Below are 25,883 nucleotides of genomic sequence, written 5' to 3' on the forward strand. Positions count from 1 at the left end.
ACCTTGATGTCCAGCTGATCCGTTCGCCGCTTCTGCTCGACGGCGAGCTGAGCCAGCTCGGTGAGTACGGCGCTGTGATGGTTCAGGGCGGTGGTGTGCAGGTTCTGGGTGGCCTCGAACCGATCCATCCGCTGGTCCAGCCGATCGATGGTTCTGCCCTGCTTCACCTGCGTTTCGCGAAGAGCGTTGACCACCTTGAGCATGCCCCGCTGGCTGCTCTGAAGGTCGGCGAGATCTCGATCGACCTTGGCGCGTAACTCAGCTTCGAGCTCCACGCGCTTCTCTACCGCCACCAGGCGCTTCTCGAATTGAGCATTCATCGGGACCTCCAGGTTTGGTTGGGATGGACCGTACCGAGCACGGCAGACGCCACAAGTGCCACGCATCTGGCCTGTGGATAAGGGGGTGACTAGCGCCTAGTGTGCACTAGGCAAGATGTTATCCACAAGAGGACTTTTGGCCCGGCAGGGGGCGGGCCTTCGCCGGTACGTTGGGGGCGTGGCACGAAGCGTCTATGTGGCCGGACTTGGGCCTGGGGTTGGTAAGAGCACCGTTGCGCTCGGCTTGGTCGAGCTGCTCTCCCGCCAGGTGGCTCGGATCGGTGTGTTCCGCCCGCTGCTCCCCGGGCCGGGCGATGACCCCCTGCTGACCCTGCTCACCGAGCGATATCCGGTGATGGCCCCCTACGCCGACTCGTTCGGCGTCACCGCGGCCGAGGCCGGCCAGCTGGTGGCCGACGGCAAGTGGGAGGAGCTGATCGCCCGGATCGTCGAGCGCTACCGCGAGGTCGAGCGGCGCTGCGCCTCGGTGGTGGTGATCGGCAGCGACTTCACCGGCAGCCCGGCGAGCGGTGGCGACGAGATGCCCCGCGAGCTCGGCTTCAACGCCCGGCTCGCGACCGAGTTCGGCAGCGTCGTGATCCCGGTGGTCAGCGGCGAGGGGCGCACCGAGGAGTCGATCGGCGCGGCCGCCCGCAGCGCCTATCACTCGCTGGTCGACCTCGACGCCACCGTGCTGGCGGTGATCGCCAACCGGGTGCCGGCCGGGGTGCCGCTGCAGCCGGCCGCCGGGTTGCCGGTGCCGATGTGGTCGATTCCCGAGGTTCCGGCCGTGGCCGCCCCGACCGTCGCCGAGGTGGCCGCGGCCCTCGACGCCACCGTGGTCTCCGGCTCGGAGAGCGCCCTCGACCGGGATGTGCTCGATTACGTGGTCGGCGCCGCGCACGTGCCCAACATGCTGGAGCACCTGACCGACGGAGCCATGCTGATCACTCCGGGCGACCGGGCCGACCTGCTGGTCGCCGCGAGCGCCGCGCACGCGGCCGGCAACGTCACGCTGTCCGGGCTGGTGCTGACCCTGGGTGAGGCGCCCGACCCGCGCGCGGTGGCGGTGATCGAGAAGCTCAACACGGGGCTGGCGATGCTGGTGGTGAAGGCCGACAGCTACCACACGATCGCCTCCGCCTCCCACATCGAGGCGCGGCTGAGCGTCGGCACCCCGCGCAAGGTCGAGGCGGCGCTGGGCGCGTTCGAGGAGTTCGTCGACACTGCCGAGCTCGCCCGGATCCTCGACGTGGCCCGATCCTCGCGGGTGACCCCGCTCATGTTCGAGAACGATCTGATCGACAAGGCCCGCGGCGAGCGACGGCACCTGGTGCTGCCGGAGGGCACCGACGAGCGGATCCTGCGCGCCACCGAGACGCTGCTGCGCCGTGGCGTCGCCGAGCTGACCCTGCTGGGCGACCGGGCCGAGATCACCCGCCGGGCCCGCGAGCTCGGCGTCGCGATCGGCGGCGCCAACCTGGTCGACCCGGAGACGAGCGAGTGGCGCGACCGCTTCGCGTCGCGCTACGCCGAGCTGCGCGCGAAGAGGGGCGTAACGCTGGATCTGGCGTATGACGTGGTTCGCGACGTCAACTACTTCGGCACCCTGATGGTCGAGGAGGGGTATGCCGACGGCATGGTCTCCGGCGCCAACCACACCACGGCCGCGACCATCCGCCCCGCCTTCGAGATCATCCGCACGGTGCCGGGCCTGTCGGTCGCCTCCAGCGTGTTCTTCATGCTGCTGGCCGACCGGGTGCTGGTCTACGGCGACTGCGCGGTCAACCCCGACCCGGACGCCGCGCAGCTGGCCGACATCGCGCTCTCCTCGGCCGACACGGCCGCCGCGTTCGGCATCGAGCCGCGGGTCGCGATGCTCTCCTACTCGACCGGCAGCTCCGGCGCCGGCGCCGACGTGGAGAAGGTCGCGGCGGCCACCGCGCTGGTCCGCGAGCGCCGGCCCGACCTGCCGGTGGAGGGCCCGATCCAGTACGACGCGGCGGTCGACCCGGCGGTGGCGGCCACCAAGCTGCCGGACAGCACCGTTGCCGGAAAGGCGACCGTCTTCGTGTTCCCCGACCTCAATACTGGGAACAACACCTACAAGGCGGTCCAGCGGTCGGCCCACGCGGTTGCGGTCGGGCCGGTCATGCAGGGGCTGCGGCGACCGGTCAACGACCTGTCCCGCGGTGCGACGGTCAAGGACATCGTCAACACAGTGGCGATCACGGCGATTCAGGCGGCGGCTCGATGACCAGGGTTTTGGTGCTCAACAGCGGTTCCTCCTCGGTGAAATACCGGCTCTTCGACGGCAGCGCGACGCTGGCGAAGGGGCTGGTCGAGAAGATCGGCGAGCCCGGCGGCGACACGGCCGACCATCGGGAGGCGCTGCAGAAGATCATGTCGGCGACCGACCTGGCGGGCCTGGCCGCGGTCGGGCACCGGGTCGTGCACGGCGGCTCCGACTTCACCGAGCCGACCGTGGTCGACGACGACGTGGTGGCCCGGATAGAGTCGCTGATCCCGCTGGCGCCGCTGCACAACCCGGCCGCGGTGACCGGCCTCGAGGTGGCCCGCCACCTGCTGCCCGACGTGCCGCAGGTGGCCGTCTTCGACACCGCGTTCCACGCCACCATCCCGCCCGAGGGGGTGACCTGGGCGATCGACGCGGAGTTGGCGGCCAAGTGGCAGATCCGGCGCTACGGGTTCCACGGCACCTCACACGCGTACGTTGCCCGCCGCACCGCCGAGATCCTCGGCAAGCCGGTCGAGGACACCAACGTGATCACCCTGCATCTGGGCAACGGCGCGAGCGCGACCGCGGTGCAGGGCGGCCGCAGCGTGGCCACGTCGATGGGCCTGTCCCCGCTGGACGGCCTGGTGATGGGCACCCGCAGCGGCTCGATCGACCCGACGGTGATCTTCCACCTGCACCGGGTGGCGGGCATGCCGCTCGACGAGATCGAGGATTCGCTGACCCGGCACGGCGGCGTGCTCGGCCTGTGCGGCGACAACGACATGCGCGCCGTCGAGGAGCGCCGCGCGGCCGGTGACCAGGCCGCGACCCTGGCCTTCGCCGTCTACCTGCGGCGGCTGCGCGAAACCGTCGGCGCCTACCTGGCGGTGCTCGGCCGGGTGGACGCCATCACGTTCACGGCCGGCGTCGGCGAGCACTCCCCCGAGGTGCGGGCGGAGTCACTCGCCGGTCTGGAACCGCTGGGCATCGCCGTCGACCCGGCCCGCAACGAGGCCGGCGCCACGATCATCTCGCCGGACGGCAGCCGCACCGCGGTGTGCGTGGTGTCCACCGAGGAAGAGCTGGAGATCGCCGACCAGGCCCGGGCGGCGCTCGGACTGGCTTAGGCGGCGCGAGCTCAAGAAGCGCTGACTTAGGAGGCCAGCCAGACGACGAGGCCGATCAGCACGACGGCGACGACCGCGCCGGCGATGATCAGCGGGGTCTTGGAGGAGGGTGCGGCCGGCTCCTGCGGGGTGCTCTGGGTGAAGGCCCGGAACGCCTCGGTGTTGCCGCTCGGATCGACGCTGTTGTCAGACATGGCCAAGACCATAGCGAAAAGACGCTCGGCCGCCGACTCCCCCACCCGAGCGGTGATGTCGCCTACCAGGAGAAATTCACCCGGTCCGGCAATTTCACCCCTTCGTGGGTGTGTTGGGTCGTAGCGTCGGCTCATGGGAGCGGGGCGGCTGGCGTGGGCGGCGGTGGCCCTGGTGCTCGTGTTGACGACCGGCGGCTGCTCCCGGTCGCCCGTCCCGGAGGCCGGCTCCCCGCCCGCGACAGCGCCGGCCGAGTTCCCGCCGATGCCCGACTACCCGACCTATCCGGTCGGGGTGCGCCGCTTGGACCTGCACCGAGGCCACAGTCGCCCGCTGCCCACGCTGATCTTCTACCCGGCGACACCGACGGGGACGGCCCCGGCCGCGGGCCGCTTCCCGCTCGTGCTTTTCAGCCACGGGCTGTCCGGCTCGGCCGAGCGCTACTCCGCCGCGTTCGCCGCCGCCGGCTTCATCGTCGCCGCGCCGACCTACCCGCACACGAGCGAGTTCACCACCGACTTCCGGCGGGCCGACATCGTGCACCAGCCGGCCGACGCCCGCTACGTCCTGTCCCGCGTACTCCGCCTCAACTACACCCGCACCGACCCACTCTGGCATCGGATCGACGCCGAGCATCAGGCCGCGATCGGGCATTCGGCCGGCGGCTACACCACGACCGGACTGTTCACCGCCGGCCACGATCCGCGGCTGCGGGCCGGCATCGTGATGGCCGGCTGGGCGGCGCCGGGCGCGTTCGCCGGACCGCCGGCTCGCATGCTGTTCCTGCAGGGTACGGCCGACCCGGTGGTGCCGCGGACGGTGAGCCACGCGGCCTGGGAGCGGATCCCGTGGCCCAAGGCTTACATGTTCCTGCGCCACAACTCGCACGCCACCTACCTGCGGCCGGGCGACCTCGGCTACGACACGATGCGGGTCACGGTGATCGACTTCCTGCGCTGGACACTGACCGGCGACGAATCCGCCCGCCGCCGGCTGCCCCGGATGGTCTGCAGCTCGGGCCCAGCTGACGCACAGGTATCGACTGCACAATGGGCCCGGTGCAACGGCGTACCTTGATCAAAGTCCTTGTCGCAGCAGGCGCTACGGCCGCGGTGGCCGCGTGTTCGACGTCGAAGGCGTCCACGACGGCTCAACAACCGATCAGCAGCGCACCGGCGACAAAGGCGAGCGACGCGGGCGAGGCGAGCGACGCGGGCGAGGCGAGCGAAGCCGCCGACACCGCGCCGGCCGAGGCCTTCGAGATCCAGACCACGGAGGTGTCGTTCAGCCGTGGCGACGACCGGCCGCTGCCGACCACGATCTGGCACCCGGCCAGCGGTGGCCCGTTCCCGCTGATCCTGTTCAGCCACGGCCTGACCGCCAAGCCCAGCAACTACGCCGAGCTGATCACCACGTGGGCGAAGGCCGGGTTCATCGTCGCCGCCCCCGCCTACCCGCACACCTCGGAAGGGGTGCGCGACTTCAACGCGGTGGACGTGGTCAACCAGCCGGCCGACGCCAGTTATGTGATCGGCGAGCTGCTGAAGAAATACCCGGACTGGATCGACACCGACCGGATCGCGGCGGGCGGCCATTCCGCGGGTGGGGTGACGACGCTCGGCATGTTCACCGGCAACCGGGACGCCAGGCTGACCGCGGGCCTGGTGCTGGCCGGCCGGCAGCTGATCGTGACCCCGTTGAAGGGCACCGAGGCGCCGATCATGTTCGTGCACGGCCGGAAGGACGACACCGTCGCCTACGCGGATGCCCGGTCCGTCTTCGACGCCATGACCTGGCCCGGGGCGTTCCTCACCGTCACCAAGGGCAACCACAACTTCACCGAAGGATCACTGAGCGTCATCGTCGAGACGACCACCGATTACTGGCGGTGGAGTCTCTACGGCGACGAGACCGCGAAGTCCCGGCTGACGGCGGACGCGACGAAGGGCGGCCTGGCAACGCTGACCGACCGCCTGTGAGACCTCAGTGCAGGAAGTCGAGCGCGACCTTGCCGAACACGTCGCCCGACTCCAGGTGGGCGAAGGCGTCGGCCACCGCGCTGAATCCGTAGGTCGAGTCGATCACCGGCCGAATATCCTTCGCGACCAGCAGATCCATCAGGTCGGCCAGCTCCGGCAGCATCCCCATCACGCTGCCGAGCAGTTCGAGCCGCATCGCGAACAGCCGCCGCAGGTCGACGGTGGCGAGATGCCCGCCGGTGGCGCCGCAAACGACGATCCGGGCACCCGGGGCCGCACATTTCATCGAATGCTCGAAGGTCGGCGCCCCCACCGACTCGATCACGATGTCGACCCGCTCCGGAAGCCGCGCGCCGGGCCGCACCGGCACCGCCCCGAGCGCCTCGATCTTGTCCCGTTTCCCCTGGTCACGACTGGTGGCATAGACCGTCTTGCCCAACGCCACGGCCAGCGCGACGGCGGCCGTCGCCACCCCGCCGCCGGCGCCTTGCACCAGCACCGACGAGGCCACGTCGACGCGCCCGCGGGTGACGAGCATGTGATACGCCGTCAGCCAGGCGGTCGGCAGGCACGCCGCATCCAGGAAGGACAGCCCGGCCGGCTTGGGAATCAGATTGTCCCGAGGCACCGCGACACGCTCCGCAAGCGTGCCCGGATAACGCTCCGAAAGCAGCGACAGCCCACGCGGATCCCGCTCGTCCGGCACCACCGGATAGATCACCACTTCGTCACCCTCCGGAGTGATCCCGGCGGCGTCACACCCGAGAATCATCGGCAGCCGATCACCCGGCAGCCCGACCCCACGCAAAGACCACAGGTCATGGTGGTTGAGCGAGGCCGCCCGCACCTCGACACTCACCCACCCGTCCGGAACGACGGGCTCCGCAACATCACCCACGGTAAGGGCACGCAACGGCCGATCAGCATCAGCGGCGGTGGCAGAGGCAGCACGCATCCTGCGACCTTATAAGCCTTAAAAGATCAACCTCGACGAGTACGCGGCCGAACGTCCACAACCGCACCAGTCCCGAACCCGCCTGCTCAGCCCCGGCCGTAGCCACTCACCCTCCCCGCGCCACCACCGGCCAGGAGGGTGGAGGCCGCCTCGCGCGAGAGTCGCGCTATGGCCGGTTTCGGCAGGTGGTCGCGGTGCTTGGCGGGGGCGGCCATGGTTCGGCGGGAGGGCTTCCGGCGTACTCAAAAAGGTTTGAGACAGCGAAAGACCCGGCGGAGAATCGCCGGGCCTTTCGTTCGGATCTGGGCTTGGGTCAGTGGTTCGGCTGCGAGGTTGTCGCGTCCGCGGTGGCCGGGGCGGCAGGGGTGGCCGGGGTGACCTCGCGGCGGGCCACGCCGTCGCGGGAAGCTGCCGCCGAGACCGCGGCGGCGACCGCCGGGGCCACCCGCGGGTCCAGCGGCGACGGGACGATCGCGTCGGCGCGCAGGTCGTCCGCGACGATCTCGGCGATCGCCTCGGCCGCGGCCACCTTCATCGCGGGGGTGATCGTGGTGGCCCGGGAGTCCAGGGCACCGCGGAAGATTCCCGGGAAGGCCAGAACGTTGTTGATCTGGTTGGGGAAGTCGCTGCGGCCGGTGGCGACGATCGCGGCGTACTTGTGGGCGATCGTCGGGTGGACCTCGGGGGTCGGGTTGGCCAGGGCGAAGATGATGGCGCCGGGGGCCATGCCGGCCAGCGCGCTCTCCTCGATGGCGCCGCCGGAGACGCCGATCAGCACGTCCGCGCCGATCAGGGCCTCGGTCATGCCGCCGCTGCGGCCGGAGAAGTTGGTGGTGGCGGCCAGGTCGGCCTTCACCGAGGTCAGGTCGCCGCGGTCGGCGTGGATGATGCCGCGCGAGTCGCAGACGATGACGTTCGCGCCGTCGATGCCGGCCGCGATCAGGGTCTGGGTGATCGCCACGCCGGCCGCACCGGCGCCGCTGATCACGACGCGCAGGTCGCCGAACTGGCGGCCGAGCAGCTTCGCCGCGTTGCGCAGGGCGGCGAGAGTGACCACCGCGGTGCCGTGCTGGTCGTCGTGGAAGACCGGGATGTCCAGCTCGGCGTCGAGGCGCCGCTCGATCTCGAAGCAGCGCGGGGCGCTGATGTCCTCGAGGTTGATGCCGCCGAACGACGGCGCCAGCGCCTTGACCACCGCGATGATGCCCTCGACGTCCTGGGTGTCCAGGCAGATCGGGATCGAGTCGACCCCGCCGAACTGCTTGAACAGGATCGCCTTGCCCTCCATGACCGGCATCGCGGCCTTGGGGCCGATGTTCCCGAGGCCCAGCACCGCGGAGCCGTCGGTGACGACGGCGACCGTGTTGGCCGTCCAGGTGTAGTCGGGGTAGAGCGCGGGGTCCTCGGCGATGGCCTCGCAGACCCGGGCGACGCCGGGGGTGTAGGCGAGGGACAGGTCGTCGCGGCTGGCCAGCGAGACGGTCGGGCTGATCGACATCTTGCCGTGTTTATGCAGGTCGAAGACCGGATCGGCGGCGAGAGAGGGGTCGAGTTCGAAACTGAAGAAAGACATGGGGACTCCACACGGCATCGGCATTGACACGGTGCACCGGCTCGGTCCTCGGTCGCGAATGGGCGCCGAGCGGCGGTGCGATGCGGGGATCACCCGGGGTAGCAACCGCTGCGCGGGTGTGCGCTGCGGTTCTAGGACACTAACCTAGCCGACCTACGCGCGGGTAGTAGCGAATTAAGACTCGGCCGATGACATCAGCCACTCCGTACCGCCGGGAGTCGTCCTCGATCAGCTGGTTGTCGCCCTGGATCCACCATCCGCCGTCCTGCTCGTGTAGGGCCCGCTTGACCACCAGCAGGTCGGGGCGGCTGCGGAAGCGCGCGACCACGACGTCGCCGGCCCGCACCCGTCCCCCGCGCCGCACCAGCAACGCGTCACCGGACCGCAGAGCGGGCACCATCGACGGACCGTTCACCAAGACAGCGAACAGTGGTAATTGCCATCTCAAGGCATCAGTCCTCCGTTGCGTTAGCGGCGGGATGTAAGGGGTAGTGTCAACCGCGGATCATCGCAAACCCGTATGGAGGAGTCCTCATGCGACTTCCGCGTTTCTTCACGCCGCGGATCGTGGTCAGCGCCCATTGCGACCTGCCCTGCGGCGTCTACGACCCGGCCCAGGCCAGGATCGAAGCGGAGTCGGTCAAGGCGATCGCCGAGAAGTACCAGGCGAACACCGACCCCGAGTTCCGCACTCGCGCCATCCTGATCAAGGAGCAGCGGGCCGAACTGGTCAAGCACCACCTGTGGGTGCTGTGGACGGACTACTTCAAGCCTCCGCACTTCGAGAAGTACCCGAACCTGCACGCGCTCTTCAACGAGGCCACCAAGCTCGCGGGTGCCTCCGGCGCCAAGGGCTCGGTCGACCCGGCGGTGGCCGAAAAGCTGCTCGGCAAGATCGAGGAGATCTCCAAGATCTTCTGGGAGACCAAGCAGGCGTGAGTTTCAGCGCTACGGTGCGGCCGGTACGTCCTGAGGACGTGCCGGCCGTTGTCGCGATGGTGCACGAGCTGGCCGATTTCGAACGTGCGGCCGACCAGTGCCACCTCACCATCGACCAGCTCGAGCACGTCCTGTTCGCCGAGCCCACCGTCTTCGGCCACGTCGCCGTCGACGACGCGGACGCGCCGATCGGGTTCGCGCTCTGGTTCCTGAAGTTCTCCACCTGGACCGGCACCAGCGCGATCCACCTGGAGGACCTCTACGTCCGCCCGGCCGCGCGCGGCACCGGCGCCGGCGGCGCCCTGCTGGCGGCGCTGGCCGAGATCTGTGTACGCCGTGGCTACCACCGCCTCGAGTGGGTGATGCTCGACTGGAATCCGGCCGCCGAGTTCTATGCCGCGATCGGCGCGGAGGTCACCGCGGACTGGGTTCCGTACCGCCTGTCGGGCGATGCGTTGACCCGGCTCGCCGAACGGGCCTCCCCGGCGACCCCGATCAGCAGATAGGCTCTCGTCCGTTGGGAGGATGGCAAACGTGACTCTGACGCATCCAAACCCGGACCAAGTGCTCGGCGACGACGTCGTCCTGCTCACGGTGCCCGCCGACGGCGGTTACCTGGGTGTGCTCCGGACGGCGACCGCTGGGCTGGCGGCTCGGCTGCACTTCGCGCTGGACGAGATCGAGGACCTGCGCATCGCCGTCGACGAGGCGTGCGCGATGTTGCTCGCGATCGCGACCCGCGGCGCCGAGCTCGAGTGCCGGTTCGCGGTGACCGAGGACGCACTGACCGTCGAGGTGAGTGTGACAACGGTCCGCGGCGCCAAGCTGCCCGCCGAGTCGTCCTTCGCCTGGAAGGTGCTGACCGCGCTGACCACCTCGGCGTCGGCCGAGGCGAGCGGCAAGCACGCGACGATCCGCCTGCTCACCCGGCGTACCGAGGGCTGACCTCCGGCTCCTGGGTCGACCGCATGACGTAGTCGAGGTGGGCGATCGCGACCTGACCGGCCGTTTCCGCATCCCGGTTGACCAGGCAGTCGATCAGCCGCCGGTGGTCGGCGTCGATCTGCACCCAGTAACCCTCGGGCAGGTGGTCGGTGACCTCCTCGCCGTACGACGCGTAATACAGCGGGCGCACCACCAGCTCGAAGAGCGGGTTGGCGGTGGCCTTCGCGACCGCCATGTGGAACGCCGCGTGCGCGGCCAGCATGGTTTCGAGGTCGTCCAGCGCCGGGTCGAAGAGCGCGCTGCGGATCTCGAGCAGGTTGTCGTCGTCGCGGCGCAGCGCGGCCAGCCCGGCGGCCGGCACCTCGAGGGCGCGGCGCAGCTCGAGCAGGTCGGCCAGGCCGACCCCGTCGGTGTTGGTCAGCAGCGTGAAACCGGTGGCCAGGCCCTCGGCCAGCTGCTCGGCATCGGGGTGGGACACGAAGCTGCCGCCGGTCACGCCACGGGTGGTGACAATCAGGTGCTGGCTGGCCAGCAGGCGCAGCGCCTCCCGCACGGTGCTCCGGCTCACGCCGGTCTTGACGCACAACTCCGGTTCGGGTGGCAATCGTTCGCCGGGCTGCAGTCGCCCCGAGGTGATGTCCGCCCGCAACTCGTCCGCCAGCAGCTGATAGGCCGGGGGTCGCACCGTTGATCCGGTCACCTACACAGGGTAGGCCCTAGCTCGCGGTTCGAGGGACACTAATCGACGCCGAGCGCTCTCGTACTCGGCGGAAGCACGATGAGTACCCCCGTCAGCGCCCCCAAAACCATCAGGACCACGCCCAGCCAGAGCGGGTTGACCTGCACCAGGAAGCCGCCGGCCGCGATCACGAACAGCTGCACGACGATGGCCGGGCCGCGGGCACCTTTGGCACGCCGGGCCAGCGACCGGCCGAGCAGGAAGACGACGGCCGCGGCGAGCGCGGTCATCACGGTCAGCGAGATCGCCACGCCGACCTGCAGCGACTCCGCGGTCACGTCCCGGTAGATCAGGTAGAGGGTGAGACCGGTCAGCCCGGCGCACTCCAGGTAGAGCAGGAACGACGCCCACATCAAAGTCGGGGGGTTGTCAACGACTTGGTTCTCACCGGTCACTCCAGCACCTTACCGACAGCTTCGAAGGCGCTCGGCGGGTATTGTGCCGCCCATGCGAGCGTTACTGGTGGTTAATCCCAAGGCCACCACGACCAGCGAACGCAGCCGAGACGTCCTGGTCCGGGCCCTGCGCAGCGCGGTCAACCTGACCGTCGAATACACCGTCCGCCGCGGGCACGCGGCGTCGCTGGCCCGCGCGGCCGCGGAGAGCGGCGTCGATGTCGTGGTCACCCTCGGCGGCGACGGCACCGTCAACGAGGCGGTCAACGGCCTGATGTCGGCGCACGCCGCGCTGGACGGCCTCGACGGCCCCCGGGCGCAGGCGTTGCCGGCCCTCGCGGTGGTGCCGGGCGGTTCGACAAACGTCTTCGCTCGCGCGCTCGGCCTTCCCCGTGACTGGGTCGACGGCACGAGCATGATCCTCGAGGCGCTCCGCGACGGCCGGCACCGGGTGATCGGGCTGGGTCGCGCCGACGACCGCTACTTCACCTTCGCCGCCGGGGTCGGCCTGGACGCGGCGGTGGTCCGCCGGGTCGAGCAGGCCCGTCTGCGCGGCCGCAAGTCCACGCCGTCGCTCTACTTCCGCTCGATCGTCGGCCAGTTCATGGTGGGCGACGATCGGAAGACGCCACCGATCTCGATCGAGCGGCCGGGCGAACCGTCCGAGGCCGACCTGGGCACGGTCATCGTGCAGAACACAGCACCGTGGACCTATCTGGGTGACCGGCCGATCAATCCGAGCCCGGAGGCGTCCTTCGACCGCGGGCTCGATGTGGTGGCGTTACGGCGTCTGGCGGTGACGAGCACCACACGCACGCTTGCCCAGTTGGCCACCCGGAAGGGCGATCCACACGGGAAGCAGGTCCTGCACCTGCACGACCAGGCGGAATTCACCGTGGTGGCCAATCGGCCGCAGGCTTTTCAGCTGGACGGCGACTACCTCGGCGAGCGCCAGAAGGTGCACTTCGTGTCCGTCCCCGATGCGTTGCGTGTGATCTGCTGACGATCGGGTACGTGCTCACGATCCGTTACAGAAAGACCGTGAAAAGAGCGGCAACGCGGCCCGGACCGTACTACATTGATGGGAGCGTCCGTCAACCGGCTCTGGCAGTAGTAGGCAGAACCGGACAAAGGGGTCGTGAGCCAGCTCACCCGCGCGGAGAAAATTCCGCGGCTACCCTTGACATCGCACGAGTTCGTGAAAGCATTCACAAGCGATAAGAAGTAACCGGTTGCTGCTTGCGCGCGTTCCTAAACAAGAAGCGCCGAACGGTACCGAGTAAGACAAAAGCTTGCTGACGCCTCGGCGATCGGACGGGCCCCCGCCCAACGGTCACCACCGCGCATGCATTGGTAAACCAGTACGCGAATTCATTAACCCCATCCGAAACAAGGAGTGTTGCCGCCATGGACTGGCGTCACGATGCGATCTGCCGCGACGAGGACCCGGAGCTGTTCTTCCCGATCGGGACGTCCGGCCCCGCGCTCCTGCAGGTCGAGCAGGCCAAGGCCGTGTGCCGGCGGTGCCCCGTGACCGAGGAATGCCTCTCGTGGGCACTCGAGTCCGGTCAGGACGCCGGCGTCTGGGGCGGGATGAGCGAAGATGAGCGGCGCGCAGTCAAGCGTCGTGGCGGCCTCCGGGTCGGCGCTCCTACCGCCTGAACCAATCCCCCTAGAGCATTTACGCCCCGGGCCGATCGGCACCGGGGCGTCTTGCTGTTCTGACTCGATTACCGAGGGCTCATATTCCTGAGAGCTTTATGAGAGTGGTGCCGGAGAGCGCAATTTGGATCACGGTGAGTCCGGTTCGGATTCGCGAAATGATCTCGAAATTGCGTGCCGCGTAAGCCCGATCACCCTCCGCTGTGGATCCGCCGGGCCCGCTACGGGGCCACATGATCCAGTCACTCTCCGCAATCCACGGTGCGAAGATCAAGCACGGTCAGGCCGCCACGGACGTTCGGGCAGCGACCTCGTTCACCCGGGCAGTGACCAGACCGACGATCTCCGGTGCATCGTTCAGCGGCTCGGCGATCGCCATTGCGCCGGCTTCCCGGGCTGAGTTGGCGGCCAGGTCGTAGAGGTGGCCCGGCGCCAGGAAATAGGCGGCCATGCCGATGCGGCGGGCGCCGGACGCCCTGAGGAGATCCACAGCGGCGGCCGGGAGCGGCGGGGCGGCCGAGGCATAGGCGACCGCGCACGGAAGGCCCAGGCGGGCGCTGAGGGCGTCGGAAGCCCACTCGACGGTCGCCCGGGCGGCCGGATTGCGCGTCCCGGCCGCGGCGAGCACGACCGCGTCGAGCCCGGCCGCGGGCAGCCGCCGGATCAGGCCGTCGATCAGAAGCGGCGGGACCGGCGGCCGACCGGCCACCGGGGCCGGCTGGGGGCCGAGCACCTCGGCCAGGGTCACCGAAACGGGTAGATCCGCGGCCGCCTCGACGACCGCCGGGATGTCGATCCGGCCGTGGTAGGCCTTCGTCAGCAGCAGCGGCACCACGACCGCCCGGCTGCCCGGGGCCAGCCCGGCCAGGACGTCGAGCGGGCGCGGCCCCGCATGGTCGAGGTAGGTGGCGTGCACATCCCACGAGGGATGCGCCCGCCGCACCGCGCGCGCCAGCGACGTGGTGGCCGCGGCCGCCCGCGGATCACGGCTGCCGTGGGCGACCAGAACGACGCTCAGACGTGCAGGCCGCATTCGGTCTTCTCGAACATCGCCCAGCGACCGGCGCGCGGGTCCTCGCCGGCCTTGGTGCGGCGGGTGCACGGCCAGCAGCCGATCGACCCGTAGCCCTTCTTGAACAGCTCGTTGACCGGCACGTTCCACCGGCTGATGTAGCGGTCCACGTCCGGCTGGGTCCAGGCCGCGATCGGGTTGACCTTGACCTTGCCCTTCTTGGCGTCGAACGTGACGACCGGCGTGTTGGCGCGGGTCGGCGACTCGTCGCGGCGCAGGCCGGTGGCCCACGAGTCGTACTCGGCGAGGGCCCGCTCCAGCGGCTCGACCTTGCGCATGAAGCAGCACTCGTCGGGGCTGCGGGCGAACAGCCGGGGGCCGAACTCGCCGTCCTGCTGGCCCACGGTCATCTGCGGGCGGATCGAGCGCACGTTCACGTTCATCGTCGCGGCGACCGTGTCGCGCACCTTGAGCGTCTCCGGGAAGTGCAGGCCGGTGTCGAGGAACACGACGTCGACGCCGGGCGCGACCCGGGAGAACAGGTGGGCGACGACAGCGTCGGCCATCGAGCTGGTGACGCAGAAGCGCGCGCCGAACGTGTCGGTCGCCCACTTGGCGATCTGCTCGGCCGGGGCGCCCTCGAGCGCGACGGCGGCGTCGAGCGCGAGCGCCTTGAGCTCGTCCGGAGTGCGGCGACCGGCGACCGGCGCCGGGCCGAGACCGATGAGGTTGAGTGAGGTGGCCAGAACTGTCATCGGTTTACTCCCTTGGACAGCAACCCGTTGAACTTGACCGTGAAGACTCGGGCGCAGGAGTGGCACTCCCAGGCGCCGTGCGATGCCTCGTTGGGGCGGAGGTCCTCTTCGCCGCAGTAGGGGCAGTAGAGCGGGGCGGATCGGGCGTCGCTCACTTGAGAAGCGCCTCCTCGGCCCGGAGCACCCAGGTGGCGAACGTCTCGCCGCCGGTGCGGCCGGCCAGATAGTTGCGGGCGACGCGCTCGACGTACTCCGGAAGCTCTTCGGCGGTGGCCTTGAGGCCGCGCACCTTGCGCCCGAAGCCGGCGGTCTCGCCCTTGGCCATGCCCAGCGCACCGCCGAGGTGGATCTGGAAGCCCTCGACCTGCTCGCCGTGCGCGTTCATCACCAGCTGGCCCTTGAGGCCGATGTCGGCGACCTGGGTGCGGGCGCAGGCGTTCGGGCAGCCGTTGATGTGCACCGAGATGTCCGCGTCGAAGTCGGCCAGCCGCTCCTCGAGCCGGGCGACCAACTCCTCGCCGCGCGCCTTGGTCTCGACGATGGCCAGCTTGCAGTACTCGATGCCGGTGCAGGCCATGGTGCCGCGCCGCCAGGCGGACGGCCGGGCCTCGAGGCCGATCTCGCGCAGCCCGCGGATCAGCCCTTCGACGTTGTCATCGACAACATCAAGGACCAGGAGCTTTTGGTACGGCGTGAGCCGAACCCGGCCGGAACCGGCCGCCTCGGTCAGGTCCGCCAGCTTGCTCAGCTGGGTGCCCGAGGACCGCCCGACGATCGGGGCGGCGCCGACGTAGTTGAGCCCGTCGTTCTGCTTGTGCACGCCGATGTGGTCGATCGGCTTCTCCGGCAGGTCCGGCGCCGGCCCGTCGATCAGCGCGCGGCCCAGGTATTCCTTCTCCAGGATCTCCCGGAACTTCTCCACGCCCCAGTCGGCGAGCAGGAACTTCAGGCGGGCGCGGTGCCGCAGCCGGCGGTAGCCGTAGTCGCGGAAGATCCCGATCACGCCCTCCCAGACGTCCGGGATCTCGGCCAGCGGCACCCACACCCCGAGCCGCTCGGCCAGCCGAGGGTTGGTGGAGAGGCCGCCACCGACCCACAGGTCGAAGCCGGGCCCGTGGACCGGGTGCACCACGCCGACGAGCGAGATGTCGTTCGCCTGGTAGGGCCCGTCCGGCAGCCAGGAGATGACCGACTTGAACTTGCGCGGGAGGTTGGAGTAGGCCGGGTCGCCCACGTAGCGCTTGACGATCTCGTCGATCGCCGGCGTCGCGTCGATCACCTCGTCGGCCGAGACCCCGGCGACCGGCGACCCGAGCACGACGCGGGGGCAGTCACCGCAGGCCTCGGTGGTCTGCAGCCCGACCGCTTCGAGCCGGCGCCAGATCTCCGGCATGTCCTCGACCCGGATCCAGTGCATCTGGATGTTCTGCCGGTCGGTGATGTCGGCCGAGTCCCGGCCGAACTCGGTGGAGATGCCGGCGATGGCCCGCAGCTGGGCCAGGTTGAGCGCGCCGCCGTCGACCCGGACGCGAAGCATGAAGTACTCGTCCTCGAGCTCTTCCGGCTCGAGCACCGCGGTGCGGCCGCCGTCGATCCCGGCCTTGCGCTGGGTGTAGAGCCCCCACCAGCGGAACCGGCCGCGCAGGTCGGCCGGGTCGATCGAGGAGAAGCCGCGGTGGGCGTAGATGTTCTCGATCCGCGCCCGGACGTTGAGCGGGTTGTCGTCCTTCTTGCTGCGCTCGTTGGGGTTGAGCGGCTCGCGGTGTCCGAGCGCCCACTGACCCTCACCACGCGCCTTACGAGGGCGGGCGGCCGGTGAAGCGGGGGTGCTGCTGAGCGCCATGTCGGCGGTCCTCCGGATGTCGGTGGGCGCGCTTCGACGCTTGCGGCATTTGGAGGACTCGTGACGTCTGTGTCAGGAGAGTGCCGGCGCGTCTCGCACGCCCGGACTCAAATCGGGCGGCGTCAGTAAGCCGGACACATCGCGCTGCGGACGCGGCCGTAATCGACGTGGCGGCGAGCCACGAAGCGGCGGTCAACAGCAGCGGTCATGTCGCTAGCCTCGCACACGGAGGCATTCTGGGCCAGTGTGGTCCAGATTCCGGGAGTGTGCGTACGAGCACACAAGTTCACCTGGGAGTCTCTTACTCCGTGAAGCTCTCTCGTCATCTCCACTGGGCGCTACCTGCGCTGATCACCGCGCTGGTGGTGAGCTACCGGGCGGGCGACCCGGGGCCGTGGCGGGACGAGATGGCGAGCTGGAGCGCGGCCACCCGGACGGTGCCGCAGATCTTCGCGATGGGCCGGCACATCGACGGCGTCCTGGTTCCGTACTACCTGTTCCTGCACGCCTGGATCGATGGGTTCGGCGACTCGGTGATCGCCATGCGGGTGCCGTCGATCATCGCGATGAGCGCGACGGCGGCGATCGTGGCCCTGCTCGCCCGGCGATGGTGGGGCAACGCGGCCGGGCTGCTCGGCGGCCTGCTCTTCGCGATCGTGCCGGCCGTCTCCCGCTACGGCCAGGAGATCCGCGGGTACGCCTTCGCCACCCTGTTCGCGACGCTGGCCACCCTGGTGCTGGCGATCGCCCTGGACCGTTCGCGCTGGTGGACCTGGTCCGGCTACGGCCTGTGCGTGGCGCTGGCCGGCCTGTCCCACCTTCTCAGCCTGCTGGTGCTGGCCGGGCATGCGGTGCTGGTGCTGGTCGCGGTCCGGCGGGACGGCCGATGGCGGGCGCTGTGGTGGTTCCTCGCGGCCGGGGCCGGGATCGGGGCGATGCTGCCGCTGACCGCGGGCGGGCTGGGCCAGCAGTCGGCCCAGCTCAACTGGCTGAAGGCGGCCGACCTGACGACCCTGGCCGAGTTTCCCGGCAACCTCTTCCTGGTGCCGGCGGTGGGCGGCGCGGTGGCGATCCTCGCCGTCACCGCGCTGCAGCGCGGACGAGCAACCCCGGCGGCGGCACTCTGGGCGGCGGTGTTGCTGCCGGTCGGCCTGCTTTATGCGTACGACCATGGGGGCGCACCCATCTTCGTGGCCCGTTACCTGCTGTTCTGCGTACCCCTGCTGTGTGCCCTGGCCGGCGCCGGCCTGACCGTCGTCCGCCTGCCGGTGGCGCTGGCCGCCGTGCTGGTGCTCGGCGCCGCCGGCCTCCCGAAGCAGCAGGAGATCCGCCGGGACCACTCGTCGTGGGACTACCGGGCCGCCGCCGAGGTCATCCGGGACAACCAGGCCGCCGGCGACGGCATCGTCTACGCACCGCGCGACGGCTGGCAGGTGGTCGACCTGGGGCTGGCCTATTACTTACGCGACCGCACCCCGCGCGACCTGATGCTCGTCGCGGACGAGGTGACCGAGGGTTCGCTGTGGGCCACCGAGTGCACCGACGCGGCGAAGTGCCTCGGCACCACGAAGCGGATCTGGGTGGTCGCCGCCGACAACATCGACCCGTACTTCCGGGCGACCGCCACCAACCAGCTGACCAGCGGCGAGAAGGCCGCCCTGAAGTCCTACGACCAGCCGGCCTTCTGGCGGGTCGGCGGCTTCACCATCACGCTCTTCGTCCGGCCCTGAGCTCGCGGGCCATGGTGCCCTGGCAGAGGGCGGTCAGCGCGGCGTCGGCCGGGCCGTCCTCGATCAGGCCGAGCCAGTCGCTCACCAGGTAGATCGCGCCGTCCTCGGCCATGCCGAGAAGGAAGCGTCCGTGATCCAGCTCGCCGAGCGGGAACAGGGGCCGGCCGAGGAACTCACCCCACTCCACGAACCGGTCGTCCTCGCCCACGCACAGCGTGGGATCCAGCTCGAACGGCTCCTGCATCGCGGTCCGGCCCCAGCCCAGGCCTCGGACGCCGACGGTCAGGCCACCGAACTCGGCCAGGAACGCAACGGCCGCCGGGTGCATCTCGACGCCCGCGACCGCACCCCGCCAGGGCGCGATGTCGACCTGCCGGCCCGGAAACCAGCCCGACCGGCGCAACCGCCGGCCGACCCGGCGCGGAAACCTCTGAGCCATGACAGACGGGAGGCCGCCCGAACGGGCGGCCTCCCTACCTACTTCCTGCTATCTCGACTCGGGCACGTCCACCAGGATCTCGGTGAGCCGCCGCCGGACCTCGGCGATGCCGGCGTCCGGCAACTCCAGCTCCAGCTCCAGGTCCTCGTCGAACCCGAGTTCCTCGGCCGCCTCCGGTTCGAAGGTCACCGAGAGAACCCGGTCGGCGATCGACCAGGCGGTCACCGCGGTCTCGGCACTGTCGTCCGAGCCGTTGGCCACCTCGTGCGTGTGCTCGTCGTCCTCCCATGTCGCGTGCATGAAATGGACGGTGAAGCCTTCTTCCTCGGGCTTCTCCGACAGGGTGAGAGTCATTACCTCGTCGACGAGCTCGTAGCGGTAGAACGAAATCGCAGTCATGTCCTCGCCTAAATAAGCTTGTTCCAGAAGCGCCAGGGCCGCAGCGCCTGCCACCAGGAGGTTACCCCGCCACCGGACGGCCACATATAGACCACGTTGGTTCCCGGATTGTCCCTGGCCAGGCGATTCATTGCACCTCGGCACCGCAGGCAGGGGTGATTCCCGCCCTTGATGACAACCGAGTCGCCGCGCTTCAGTTTCGGCATCTGCCCGAAGTAGCGGTCCTTCTTGATGGCCGGCCGGGCGAGGCTGTGCAGCATCCGGGACAGGCGGTTCTCGGTGTGTGCCTGCAGGTTGCTCTCCCCCGGCTGCTTGCAGCCGCTGCGGAGACAGACCCCGGTCTTCCAGTTGCCCGCTTCGTCGTAGATGTCGACCTGGATCTCGTGGTTGCCGGTCAGGCAGTTGTGCACGAGAACCGAGGTGGTCCCGGCCACCACGTAGTAGGTGTGGATGCTGTCGATCGACAGGTTGTGGACCGTGGCGATCGTGGTGTGCACCGTGACCGTCAGCACGGTGGCCAGGCGGCCCTCGTCGGTCAGCAGCGTCATGCCGGCGGTGAGCTGGTCGGCGTCCAGCCAGGCGGCGGCCGTCACCACCCAGATCGGGTGCTTGTCGGTCGCCGTGACCGAGCCGTCCGCCTCGGTGTCACCGTCGCTGTCGAGGGTGATGTCGACGAGCGTCTTCTCGCCGTGCCCGGTGATGGTCGCGACCACCGGCCGGGCGCCGGCCTCGCCGGTTTCCGGGTCGACCGCGATGACCTCGTCGTCGACCTGGACGTCCTCGATCGGCCGGCGGCTGCCGTCGGCCATGAGGACCGGTGTTCCCGGCACGAAGCTGTTTCCCGGCAACTCGCAGGAGTCGCCGGCGCTCCGGGCGGCTCGGCCCTTCGCGCCGGACTTGGCGGCGTTCTTCACCGCTCCGATACCGCGTGCGGCCGTCTTGGCCTGGCGCACACCCGGAACCATCCCGGCGATGCCCATGGCACAACCCATGGTGTCGCCGCCCACACAACTCTTGGCGGTGTCGATGGCTCCGGCCACCGCCGCCACCGCTCCGGCCGCCGCGGCGACGACCTGGGCCGGCGGCGGCAGGAACGCCGCCACCGTGGCGATCGTGCCGGCCACCGTGGCGATCGTGCCGGCGTTGTCGACGACGGCCTTCGCCGCGCTCGTCGCGGCACTCGCGACCGAGCTGGCGGCCTTCTGGATGCCGTTCTTGAGCGCGCCCCAGAAGAGGCCGTCCGGGTCGGAGAAGGTGGTCGGGTTGTTGTTGGCGTAGGCGTACGGATGCAGGCGTTGCGGGTCGTACTCGTCCACCTCGGGGTCGACCGAGAGGAACGCGCCGGTGCGTGGGTCGTAGTAGCGGGCGCCCAGCAGGGTCAGGCCGGTCGGATCGCTGATGCCGCCGACGAAGCCCCGCTGACCGGACGGCCACTGGGTGTTCACCGTGCTGTTGCGGGCGTTGCCGTACGGGTCGTTGTACTTGACCGTCTCGACCCGGGTGACCGAGTTGACCGCCCAGGTCGCCGAGTCCTGCGAGTCCGAGCCCAGCCAGATGATGTCGCCCTTTTTGCTGGTGCTGTCGGTCCGCGAGGCGACCGCGTCGCCACCGTGCTCGTAGTAGCGAGTCGCGGTGGTGCCCGCCGTCGGCGTCGTCGTGTACTCGTGGCCGTAGACGAAGACCGTGGCGGCGCCGTTCGGGTCGATCCGGGCCATCCGGTTGCCGTCCACGTCGTACACCATCTTGGTGTCGCCCTCGGGGCCGCTGATCTTCGTCAGCTTGTCGTGCGCGCTCCAGTCGTACGTCTCGGTCCGGTCGCCGATCTTGCGGTATTCGAGGTTGCCGCTCTCGTCGTAGTCGTAGTGCTCGACGTCGGCGCCGGTGGTAATGGTGGCCAGCTCGTGCGTGCCGCTGGCGTAGGCGTAGTCGGACTTCTTGCCGGTCACGTGGTCGGTGGCCGACGTGCGCGAGCCGTGCTCGTCGAGGGCCCACGACTTCCAGTAGGGCGACTTACCGCCGGCCGCGGGCGTGCCACAGGTGGTGGATGCCTGCGACCACGCCTGGGTCAGCCGGCGCAGGTAGTCGTACGAGAAGCACTGCACGTCCTCCTCCCCGGGCCGGGCGTTGTTGTCGGCGTCGATCGGCCGGTTCGCCATCGAGAGCACGTTGCCGGCCTGGTCGTAGTCGTACTTCAGGGCCGCGACGTTCGGCACGGTGGCGTCGCGGTCGAAGTAGAACTCCTGCAGGCGCCGGGTGACGTCGTCGTAGACGTAACTCTGGTACGCCTGCGGTTTGTCCCCGGTGGAGGTGCCCAGCCAACGGTTGAGCACCTCGCCGTACGGCGAATAGCTGGCCTTCTCGACGTAGGTGCGGACCGTGCCGGACGGCGACGAGGTACCCGCGAGCTTGACCACGTTGCCGAGGTCGTCGTACGTGCGGGTGATGCCCTCCTTCTCCATCGGGCCGACCTTGGGCAGGCTGGTCCGCCAGAGCAGGCCGTTGGCGGTGTAGGTGTTGGTGGTGACGTAGGTGCCGGCCAGCGCGGTCAGGCCGGTCATCGCCGGGATGACCGATTCCTCGTCGACGATCTGGTAGGCGTCGTTGTACTCGTAGATCTCCTTGCTGAAGGAGAACCCGTCGACGATCGACGTCGCCTTCGTCAGGTGCCCCTTCGCCACCGAGTCGTACGTCCAGGCGGCCGACTTGGTGCCGTTGAAGAACCGCTCCTTCTGCCGGCCCAGGTCGTCGTAGGTGGTCGAGACGATGTCGCCCTTGGCGTCGGTCGACTTCACCACGTCGTCGGCGTTGTTGTACTCGACCGAGGTCGAACCCTTGTCGGGATCGGTCGTCTTGACCTCGCGACCCCGGAGGTCGTACTCGTACTTCCAGGTGAAGGAGCCCTTGTTGACCGTCGCGAGATCGCCACGCGCGGTGTAGGTGTACTTGGTGGCGTCGAAGTCGCCGCTCGGCACGACGCCGTGGAACTCACGCTTCTCGACGACGTCGCCGCCGGCGTTCTCGATGGTGACGGTCGGGGTACCGCCGGCCGGCGGGGTCACCGCGGTCTGCCAGCCTGCGCTGCTTCCGCCGTACGCCGTGGTGGTGCCCCACTTGCGCACGTTGTTCGACCAGAGCGCCTCCTCGACGACCCGGCCGACCCGGTCGTAGGTGGTGACGGTCCGGTAGCGGTCCGCGCCGGGCTGGATCTCCACCTGCGCCGTGCCGGGCTTGCCCAGCACGTAGTTCTGCTCCGACTTGTACCCGACCTGACCGCGGTCGTCGTAGCCGGTGGACTTGACCATCCGGGCGTCTTTGCCGTCGGTGGTCTTCTGCGCGTCCTCCTGCGTCTGCACCGACCGGTACAGCGAGTCGAACAGCCCGACCTCGGTGACGTAGTTCCCGGTCGCGCCGAGCCGCTTCGTGGTGGTCACGAGCGGGCCGTTGTTGCGGATCAGGTAGCTGAACTCCATGTTCGGCGTGGCGGTGGCCTTGGCCCGGCCGGGCAGCCACACCTTGGTGAGCCGGCCCAGCGGGTCCCGCTCCAGATCGGTGCGCTTGCTGTTGGCGTCCAGGATCGAGGTCGGCTCGGCCCAGGCCGGGTCCTGGTCGGTGATGATCTTGTGGCCTAGCGGGTTGACCGTCGTGGTCTGGGTGACCGGGCCCGGGCCGGCCGGCGTGTAGCTGGTGGTGGTCACCTTGCCCAGCTCGTCGGTGTCGCTGGTCTTGCGGCCGAGCGCGTCGAACGCGGAGCGGGCGGTCGTGGTGTAGACCGCCGCACCGCCGGTCCAGGCGCTCAGCGTGTCGATCCGGGTGACCAGGCCCTTGGTGGGCGCGGTCCCGTGCGTCTCGGACTTGTCGAAGAAGGTCTTGACGTCGGAGATGACGTCGGCCGGCCGGGCCACCGTCTCGGTGCAGGCCTTGGCGACCTTCTCCTCCCGGGACACCAGCCCGCGCAGCCACGGATCGTCATTGCTGACGTACGTGTAGCGGGTGCAGGTCTCGTCCCCGCCCTTGCCGGTGTCGCCGAGGTCGGACGTCTGCTCGACGTTGCCCTCGTCGTCGTACGCGGTGCGCTTCTCGGTCTGCTGCCACACCCCCGCCGCCAGCAGCTTGCGGGTCTTCTCGACGGTCGGTTCGATCCGGTACGCCTTGTCGCTGCCGCCGGTGCGGCTGCGGGCGGCGGTCTGCTTCACCGAGTACGCCGTGGTTTCCGCCTCGACCACGGTGTCGCCGTCGAGCTTCGCCTCTTCCAGGGGCGAGCCGGCCAGCGCCGAGTGGTCGGTGTAGTTGGTGCCGGCCGCGTCGGTGACCTGCACGCTGCGCGTCTTGTCGTCGGGCAGCGGCTGGTCGTCGAGGCCACGGTAGAAGCGCTTGCGGGTGGTCAGCACCTTGCCGGTGTCGGTCTGGCCGACCCGCGTGATGACCTGGGAGTAGCCGCGCCACTGGCCGTACGTGCGGTGCTTCTTCTTGGTGAACTCACCGTCGTCCCAGCCCCACAGGACGTTGGTGTCGGTGCCCTCGGTGGAGTAGGCGTACCGGGTCAGGACCGGCGGCTGGTCGGCGGTGCGGTCGCTCTGGGTGACCTCGGTGACCACGTACTTGCGGAACCAGTCGCGGGTCGGGTCGTAGTAGCCGTCCGGCGTCCAGTAGACGGGGTAGCAGCGCCGGGTGTTGCTCTCCACGGCCGGCAGGTCACCGGCATCGCAGTCGGCGTCGGAGTAGGTGACGTGGATGTCGGCGCCCGACTCGGTGCGGACGTTGTCGATCCGCCAGCGGGAGAACAGCTGGGCGCCGGCGATCGCGTTGACCTGGTTGGCCAACTCGACGCCGGTGAAGACCACCGGCGGGTCGGTGACGGTACTGCCGACGTGGCCGGCGTGGGTGACCTGCTTGAGCCAGAGCGACGCGGACTGGGCCGCCTTCGGCGCTTTGAACTCCTGGTCGAGGGTCCACGACTCGACGGGGCTGAACGCGCTGCCCCGGCGTACCTCGGAAGTGATCTTGGTCAGGCGTTTGATCGAGAAGAAGACCGGCGCGAGCTTGTCGGTGCACGGCTCGGCGGCGCACTCCTTGTCCCACGGGACGTCCGCCCAGTTCGCCTTGACCGGCTTGTCGTCCTTGTAGCACTCGGTGGCGAAGCAGCGGTCGGCGGTGCTGAACACGACCCGGGCGGTCGCGGCGGTGTCCGGGTAGGCGGAGTTCAGGCCGTACTCGATGCGCTCGAGGTTGCCGCCGCGGTCGAACGAGACCCGGTTGGCCTTGTCACCGGCCGCGCCGTAGTGCCCGGTCTCCTTCTTGTAGTAGAACCGGGTGGTGTTGCCGTGGATGTCGACCTGCTTGTCGAGCAGCCAGCGCCAGGCCTGCTGACAGGACGAGTCCTTGAACGCGTCGGCGCGGCACTTCTCGCCCTCGTGGTTACCGAAGACCGGCACGGTCCAGCGCGAGTTCGCGGCGGCCACCTCGGCGGCGAAGTAGTTGCGGGTGCCGTCGGCGGTGATGATGGTCCAGCGCTCGGTGGTGGCGGCGTCCTTGGTCGCCGGCGCCCCCTCGTATTCCACCTTCCAGTTGGCGTCCTGGGCCGGCCGCCACTTCCCGGTGTCGTCGTCCTTGACGAGGGTGGTGTTGGTGCCGCCGAGCGCCACCGTGATGTTCGGCGAGTTGTCCTTCCAGCACTGGTCGGCGGTCTTCTTCTCCTTGTTGTTCGGGTCCTTGTCGTCGACCTTGGCCAGGTCGTCGAGGCAGGGCACGTAGGAGCGCTCGACGAAGCCGGGCGTGTAGTCCCAGCCGTCACCGGCCCAGGAGGCCTGGTTGTTGGCGCCGGCCGTTCGGCCGTCGACCATCTGCGACGAGTAGCTCAGCGCGATCTCCGGCGTCGGGCCCTGGGTGGCCGGCACCGTGATCGCGGTCGTGTAGGTGAACGCGCCGGATCCGTCGCCGGCCGTCCACGAACCGGAGGCCTGCAGGTCGCTGGCCTTGTAGTCGCCCTCGCCCGACTCGGTGTCGGCGGCCAGCGCGAGCACCGTCGCGGCCGAGCCGGACAGCGTCATCGGGGTGGACAGGGTGTTCCCGGCCCGGTTGGTCGGGACCCGCACCGGGTCCTGACACTCCGGCAGCTCGGGCGTGGTGGCCGCACAGGCGGGCAGCTGGGCCAGGTTGAGCCGGCTCGACCAGCCGCCGCCGTACAGGCCGGCGAAGGTGTCGAAGTCGACGGTCGTCTCGACGTCGCCCGGCTGGTCGGCCTCGACGGCGATGACCGGACCGCTGAGGCCGAGCTTGGTGGACTGCTCCTCGGGGAGCGTGGAGACGCGTACCCGGGAAGGCGCTTTCTTGTTCTTGACCGGTCGGACCGTGACCGGGATCGACCCGGCCCGGGCCGACACCGCGGTGCTGGTCAGGGTGATCTCGGCGGAGCCGGCCGACGGCCAGCGCCCCTTCTCCGGACCGGTCCAGGCGCCACCGTCGGTGGGCAGCGGCGCGGTCTTGACCTTGACGGTGCCGAAGTCCTTGGCGGCGACGGAATCGACGTCCCGCTCGCCGTTCAGGATCGGTGCGGCCCAGTGGTAGGTGAGGAATCCGGTAACCATGAGCGCGGCCGTGGCCAGCGCGAACCTAGATCTGTGGGACATGTTTTGGCTCCCCA

General features: G+C 69.6%; 23 protein-coding genes. 10 read left to right on the forward strand and 13 right to left on the reverse strand.

Features of this window, described 5'->3' with window-relative positions:
* A partial coding sequence (locus Adu01nite_RS02925) for a hypothetical protein (RefSeq protein WP_203724655.1) occupies positions 1–320 on the reverse strand: 320 nt, incomplete at its 3' end.
* 178 nt (positions 321–498) lie between these two features.
* Here Adu01nite_RS02925 and pta point away from each other — a divergent pair.
* Positions 499–2,577, forward strand: coding sequence for a phosphate acetyltransferase (gene pta / locus Adu01nite_RS02930; protein ID WP_239132097.1), 2,079 nt, complete (start codon positions 499–501; stop codon positions 2,575–2,577).
* A complete protein-coding gene (locus Adu01nite_RS02935; protein ID WP_203724657.1) occupies positions 2,574–3,686 on the forward strand; it encodes an acetate/propionate family kinase in 1,113 nt (370 codons plus the stop codon). The genes pta and Adu01nite_RS02935 overlap by 4 nt, the downstream gene beginning before the upstream one ends.
* A 26-nt stretch (positions 3,687–3,712) precedes the next feature.
* On the opposite strand, the gene Adu01nite_RS02940 is transcribed toward Adu01nite_RS02935, so the two are convergent.
* Positions 3,713–3,880, reverse strand: a complete 168-nt coding sequence (locus Adu01nite_RS02940; RefSeq protein WP_203724658.1) for a hypothetical protein — start codon at positions 3,878–3,880, stop codon at positions 3,713–3,715.
* A 133-nt stretch (positions 3,881–4,013) separates the two neighbouring features.
* On the opposite strand from Adu01nite_RS02940, the gene Adu01nite_RS02945 reads away from it, so the two are divergent.
* Positions 4,014–4,955 (forward strand): alpha/beta hydrolase family protein, encoded by a 942-nt coding sequence (locus Adu01nite_RS02945; RefSeq protein ID WP_203724659.1) that lies wholly within the window; start codon positions 4,014–4,016, stop codon positions 4,953–4,955.
* A complete protein-coding gene (locus tag Adu01nite_RS02950) occupies positions 4,937–5,857 on the forward strand; it encodes an alpha/beta hydrolase family protein (RefSeq protein ID WP_379131064.1) in 921 nt (306 codons plus the stop codon). Before Adu01nite_RS02945 ends, Adu01nite_RS02950 begins: the two co-directional genes overlap by 19 nt.
* Positions 5,858–5,861: 4 nt before the next feature.
* On the opposite strand, the gene Adu01nite_RS02955 is transcribed toward Adu01nite_RS02950, so the two are convergent.
* The 3 genes from Adu01nite_RS02955 to Adu01nite_RS02965 form a co-directional block, all read right to left on the reverse strand.
* On the reverse strand, positions 5,862–6,812 hold the full coding sequence (locus tag Adu01nite_RS02955; protein WP_203724661.1) for a zinc-binding dehydrogenase: 951 nt from the start codon (positions 6,810–6,812) through the stop codon (positions 5,862–5,864).
* Positions 6,813–7,125: 313 nt separating this feature from the next.
* Positions 7,126–8,385: an NAD(P)-dependent malic enzyme gene (locus Adu01nite_RS02960; protein ID WP_203724662.1), complete on the reverse strand. Its 1,260-nt coding sequence runs from the start codon at positions 8,383–8,385 to the stop codon at positions 7,126–7,128.
* A 139-nt stretch (positions 8,386–8,524) separates the two neighbouring features.
* Positions 8,525–8,833, reverse strand: a complete 309-nt coding sequence (locus Adu01nite_RS02965; protein WP_275414613.1) for a S26 family signal peptidase — start codon at positions 8,831–8,833, stop codon at positions 8,525–8,527.
* Positions 8,834–8,919: 86 nt separating this feature from the next.
* On the opposite strand from Adu01nite_RS02965, the gene sodN reads away from it, so the two are divergent.
* Genes sodN through Adu01nite_RS02980 form a run of 3 tightly spaced genes read left to right on the forward strand, consistent with a single transcriptional unit; the run spans position 8,920 to position 10,269 of the window.
* Positions 8,920–9,324: a superoxide dismutase, Ni gene (gene sodN, locus Adu01nite_RS02970; protein ID WP_203724664.1), complete on the forward strand. Its 405-nt coding sequence runs from the start codon at positions 8,920–8,922 to the stop codon at positions 9,322–9,324.
* Positions 9,321–9,830, forward strand: coding sequence for a GNAT family N-acetyltransferase (locus Adu01nite_RS02975; protein ID WP_239132098.1), 510 nt, complete (start codon positions 9,321–9,323; stop codon positions 9,828–9,830). Before sodN ends, Adu01nite_RS02975 begins: the two co-directional genes overlap by 4 nt.
* 19 nt (positions 9,831–9,849) lie before the next feature.
* Positions 9,850–10,269, forward strand: a complete 420-nt coding sequence (locus Adu01nite_RS02980; RefSeq protein WP_203724665.1) for an ATP-binding protein — start codon at positions 9,850–9,852, stop codon at positions 10,267–10,269.
* Here Adu01nite_RS02980 and Adu01nite_RS02985 read toward each other — a convergent pair.
* On the reverse strand, positions 10,247–10,969 hold the full coding sequence (locus tag Adu01nite_RS02985) for a FadR/GntR family transcriptional regulator (protein ID WP_203724666.1): 723 nt from the start codon (positions 10,967–10,969) through the stop codon (positions 10,247–10,249). The two genes, Adu01nite_RS02980 and Adu01nite_RS02985, sit on opposite strands and share 23 nt — an antisense overlap.
* A gap of 38 nt (positions 10,970–11,007) precedes the next feature.
* A complete protein-coding gene (locus Adu01nite_RS02990) occupies positions 11,008–11,403 on the reverse strand; it encodes a hypothetical protein (protein ID WP_239132099.1) in 396 nt (131 codons plus the stop codon).
* Between the two features lie 52 nt (positions 11,404–11,455).
* Here Adu01nite_RS02990 and Adu01nite_RS02995 point away from each other — a divergent pair, with 52 nt between their 5' ends.
* Together Adu01nite_RS02995 and Adu01nite_RS03000 are read left to right on the forward strand one after the other, a co-directional pair.
* The gene (locus Adu01nite_RS02995; protein ID WP_203724667.1) at positions 11,456–12,406 is read left to right on the forward strand and encodes a diacylglycerol/lipid kinase family protein; all 951 of its coding nucleotides are present in this window, start codon (positions 11,456–11,458) and stop codon (positions 12,404–12,406) included.
* A 404-nt stretch (positions 12,407–12,810) separates the two neighbouring features.
* Positions 12,811–13,065 (forward strand): WhiB family transcriptional regulator, encoded by a 255-nt coding sequence (locus tag Adu01nite_RS03000; RefSeq protein WP_093619131.1) that lies wholly within the window; start codon positions 12,811–12,813, stop codon positions 13,063–13,065.
* A 280-nt stretch (positions 13,066–13,345) separates the two neighbouring features.
* Here the strand turns inward: Adu01nite_RS03000 and Adu01nite_RS03005 are convergent, their stop codons facing one another.
* The 3 genes from Adu01nite_RS03005 to Adu01nite_RS03020 all read right to left on the reverse strand — a co-directional run bounded on the left by Adu01nite_RS03005 (position 13,346) and on the right by Adu01nite_RS03020 (position 16,675).
* Positions 13,346–14,098, reverse strand: coding sequence for a sirohydrochlorin chelatase (locus tag Adu01nite_RS03005; RefSeq protein WP_203724668.1), 753 nt, complete (start codon positions 14,096–14,098; stop codon positions 13,346–13,348).
* The gene (locus Adu01nite_RS03010; protein ID WP_203724669.1) at positions 14,080–14,832 is read right to left on the reverse strand and encodes a phosphoadenylyl-sulfate reductase; all 753 of its coding nucleotides are present in this window, start codon (positions 14,830–14,832) and stop codon (positions 14,080–14,082) included. The genes Adu01nite_RS03005 and Adu01nite_RS03010 overlap by 19 nt, the downstream gene beginning before the upstream one ends.
* A gap of 151 nt (positions 14,833–14,983) precedes the next feature.
* The gene (locus Adu01nite_RS03020; protein WP_203724671.1) at positions 14,984–16,675 is read right to left on the reverse strand and encodes a nitrite/sulfite reductase; all 1,692 of its coding nucleotides are present in this window, start codon (positions 16,673–16,675) and stop codon (positions 14,984–14,986) included.
* A gap of 308 nt (positions 16,676–16,983) precedes the next feature.
* Between Adu01nite_RS03020 and Adu01nite_RS03025 the strand changes: the two genes are divergently transcribed.
* Positions 16,984–18,405 carry a glycosyltransferase family 39 protein gene (locus Adu01nite_RS03025; protein WP_239132100.1) on the forward strand — a complete coding sequence of 474 codons (1,422 nt, stop codon included), beginning with the start codon at positions 16,984–16,986 and terminating at the stop codon, positions 18,403–18,405.
* On the opposite strand, the gene Adu01nite_RS03030 is transcribed toward Adu01nite_RS03025, so the two are convergent.
* Genes Adu01nite_RS03030 through Adu01nite_RS03040 form a run of 3 tightly spaced genes read right to left on the reverse strand, consistent with a single transcriptional unit; the run spans position 18,383 to position 25,869 of the window.
* Complete coding sequence (locus Adu01nite_RS03030) at positions 18,383–18,844, reverse strand: SUKH-3 domain-containing protein (RefSeq protein ID WP_203724672.1); 462 nt, start codon at positions 18,842–18,844, stop codon at positions 18,383–18,385. The two genes, Adu01nite_RS03025 and Adu01nite_RS03030, sit on opposite strands and share 23 nt — an antisense overlap.
* 48 nt (positions 18,845–18,892) lie before the next feature.
* A complete protein-coding gene (locus tag Adu01nite_RS03035) occupies positions 18,893–19,243 on the reverse strand; it encodes an Imm10 family immunity protein (protein ID WP_203724673.1) in 351 nt (116 codons plus the stop codon).
* Between the two features lie 8 nt (positions 19,244–19,251).
* A complete protein-coding gene (locus Adu01nite_RS03040; RefSeq protein ID WP_203724674.1) occupies positions 19,252–25,869 on the reverse strand; it encodes a polymorphic toxin-type HINT domain-containing protein in 6,618 nt (2,205 codons plus the stop codon).
* Between the last annotated feature and the right edge of the window lie 14 nt (positions 25,870–25,883).

The organism is Paractinoplanes durhamensis (assembly GCF_016862175.1).
GTDB lineage: Bacteria > Actinomycetota > Actinomycetes > Mycobacteriales > Micromonosporaceae > Actinoplanes > Actinoplanes durhamensis.

Bases quoted from the DNA above. Each gene is read 5' to 3' on its own strand.
- Adu01nite_RS02935 (WP_203724657.1), top strand. From the start codon at position 2,574: ATGACCAGGGTTTTGGTGCTCAACAGCGGTTCCTCCTCGGTGAAATAC.
- Adu01nite_RS02940 (WP_203724658.1), bottom strand. From the start codon at position 3,880: ATGTCTGACAACAGCGTCGATCCGAGCGGCAACACCGAGGCGTTCCGG.
- Adu01nite_RS02945 (WP_203724659.1), top strand. From the start codon at position 4,014: ATGGGAGCGGGGCGGCTGGCGTGGGCGGCGGTGGCCCTGGTGCTCGTG.
- Adu01nite_RS02955 (WP_203724661.1), bottom strand. From the start codon at position 6,812: ATGCGTGCTGCCTCTGCCACCGCCGCTGATGCTGATCGGCCGTTGCGT.
- Adu01nite_RS02960 (WP_203724662.1), bottom strand. From the start codon at position 8,385: ATGTCTTTCTTCAGTTTCGAACTCGACCCCTCTCTCGCCGCCGATCCG.
- sodN (WP_203724664.1), top strand. From the start codon at position 8,920: ATGCGACTTCCGCGTTTCTTCACGCCGCGGATCGTGGTCAGCGCCCAT.
- Adu01nite_RS02980 (WP_203724665.1), top strand. From the start codon at position 9,850: ATGGCAAACGTGACTCTGACGCATCCAAACCCGGACCAAGTGCTCGGC.
- Adu01nite_RS02995 (WP_203724667.1), top strand. From the start codon at position 11,456: ATGCGAGCGTTACTGGTGGTTAATCCCAAGGCCACCACGACCAGCGAA.
- Adu01nite_RS03000 (WP_093619131.1), top strand. From the start codon at position 12,811: ATGGACTGGCGTCACGATGCGATCTGCCGCGACGAGGACCCGGAGCTG.
- Adu01nite_RS03005 (WP_203724668.1), bottom strand. From the start codon at position 14,098: ATGCGGCCTGCACGTCTGAGCGTCGTTCTGGTCGCCCACGGCAGCCGT.
- Adu01nite_RS03010 (WP_203724669.1), bottom strand. From the start codon at position 14,832: ATGACAGTTCTGGCCACCTCACTCAACCTCATCGGTCTCGGCCCGGCG.
- Adu01nite_RS03020 (WP_203724671.1), bottom strand. From the start codon at position 16,675: ATGGCGCTCAGCAGCACCCCCGCTTCACCGGCCGCCCGCCCTCGTAAG.
- Adu01nite_RS03030 (WP_203724672.1), bottom strand. From the start codon at position 18,844: ATGGCTCAGAGGTTTCCGCGCCGGGTCGGCCGGCGGTTGCGCCGGTCG.
- Adu01nite_RS03035 (WP_203724673.1), bottom strand. From the start codon at position 19,243: ATGACTGCGATTTCGTTCTACCGCTACGAGCTCGTCGACGAGGTAATG.
- Adu01nite_RS03040 (WP_203724674.1), bottom strand. From the start codon at position 25,869: ATGTCCCACAGATCTAGGTTCGCGCTGGCCACGGCCGCGCTCATGGTT.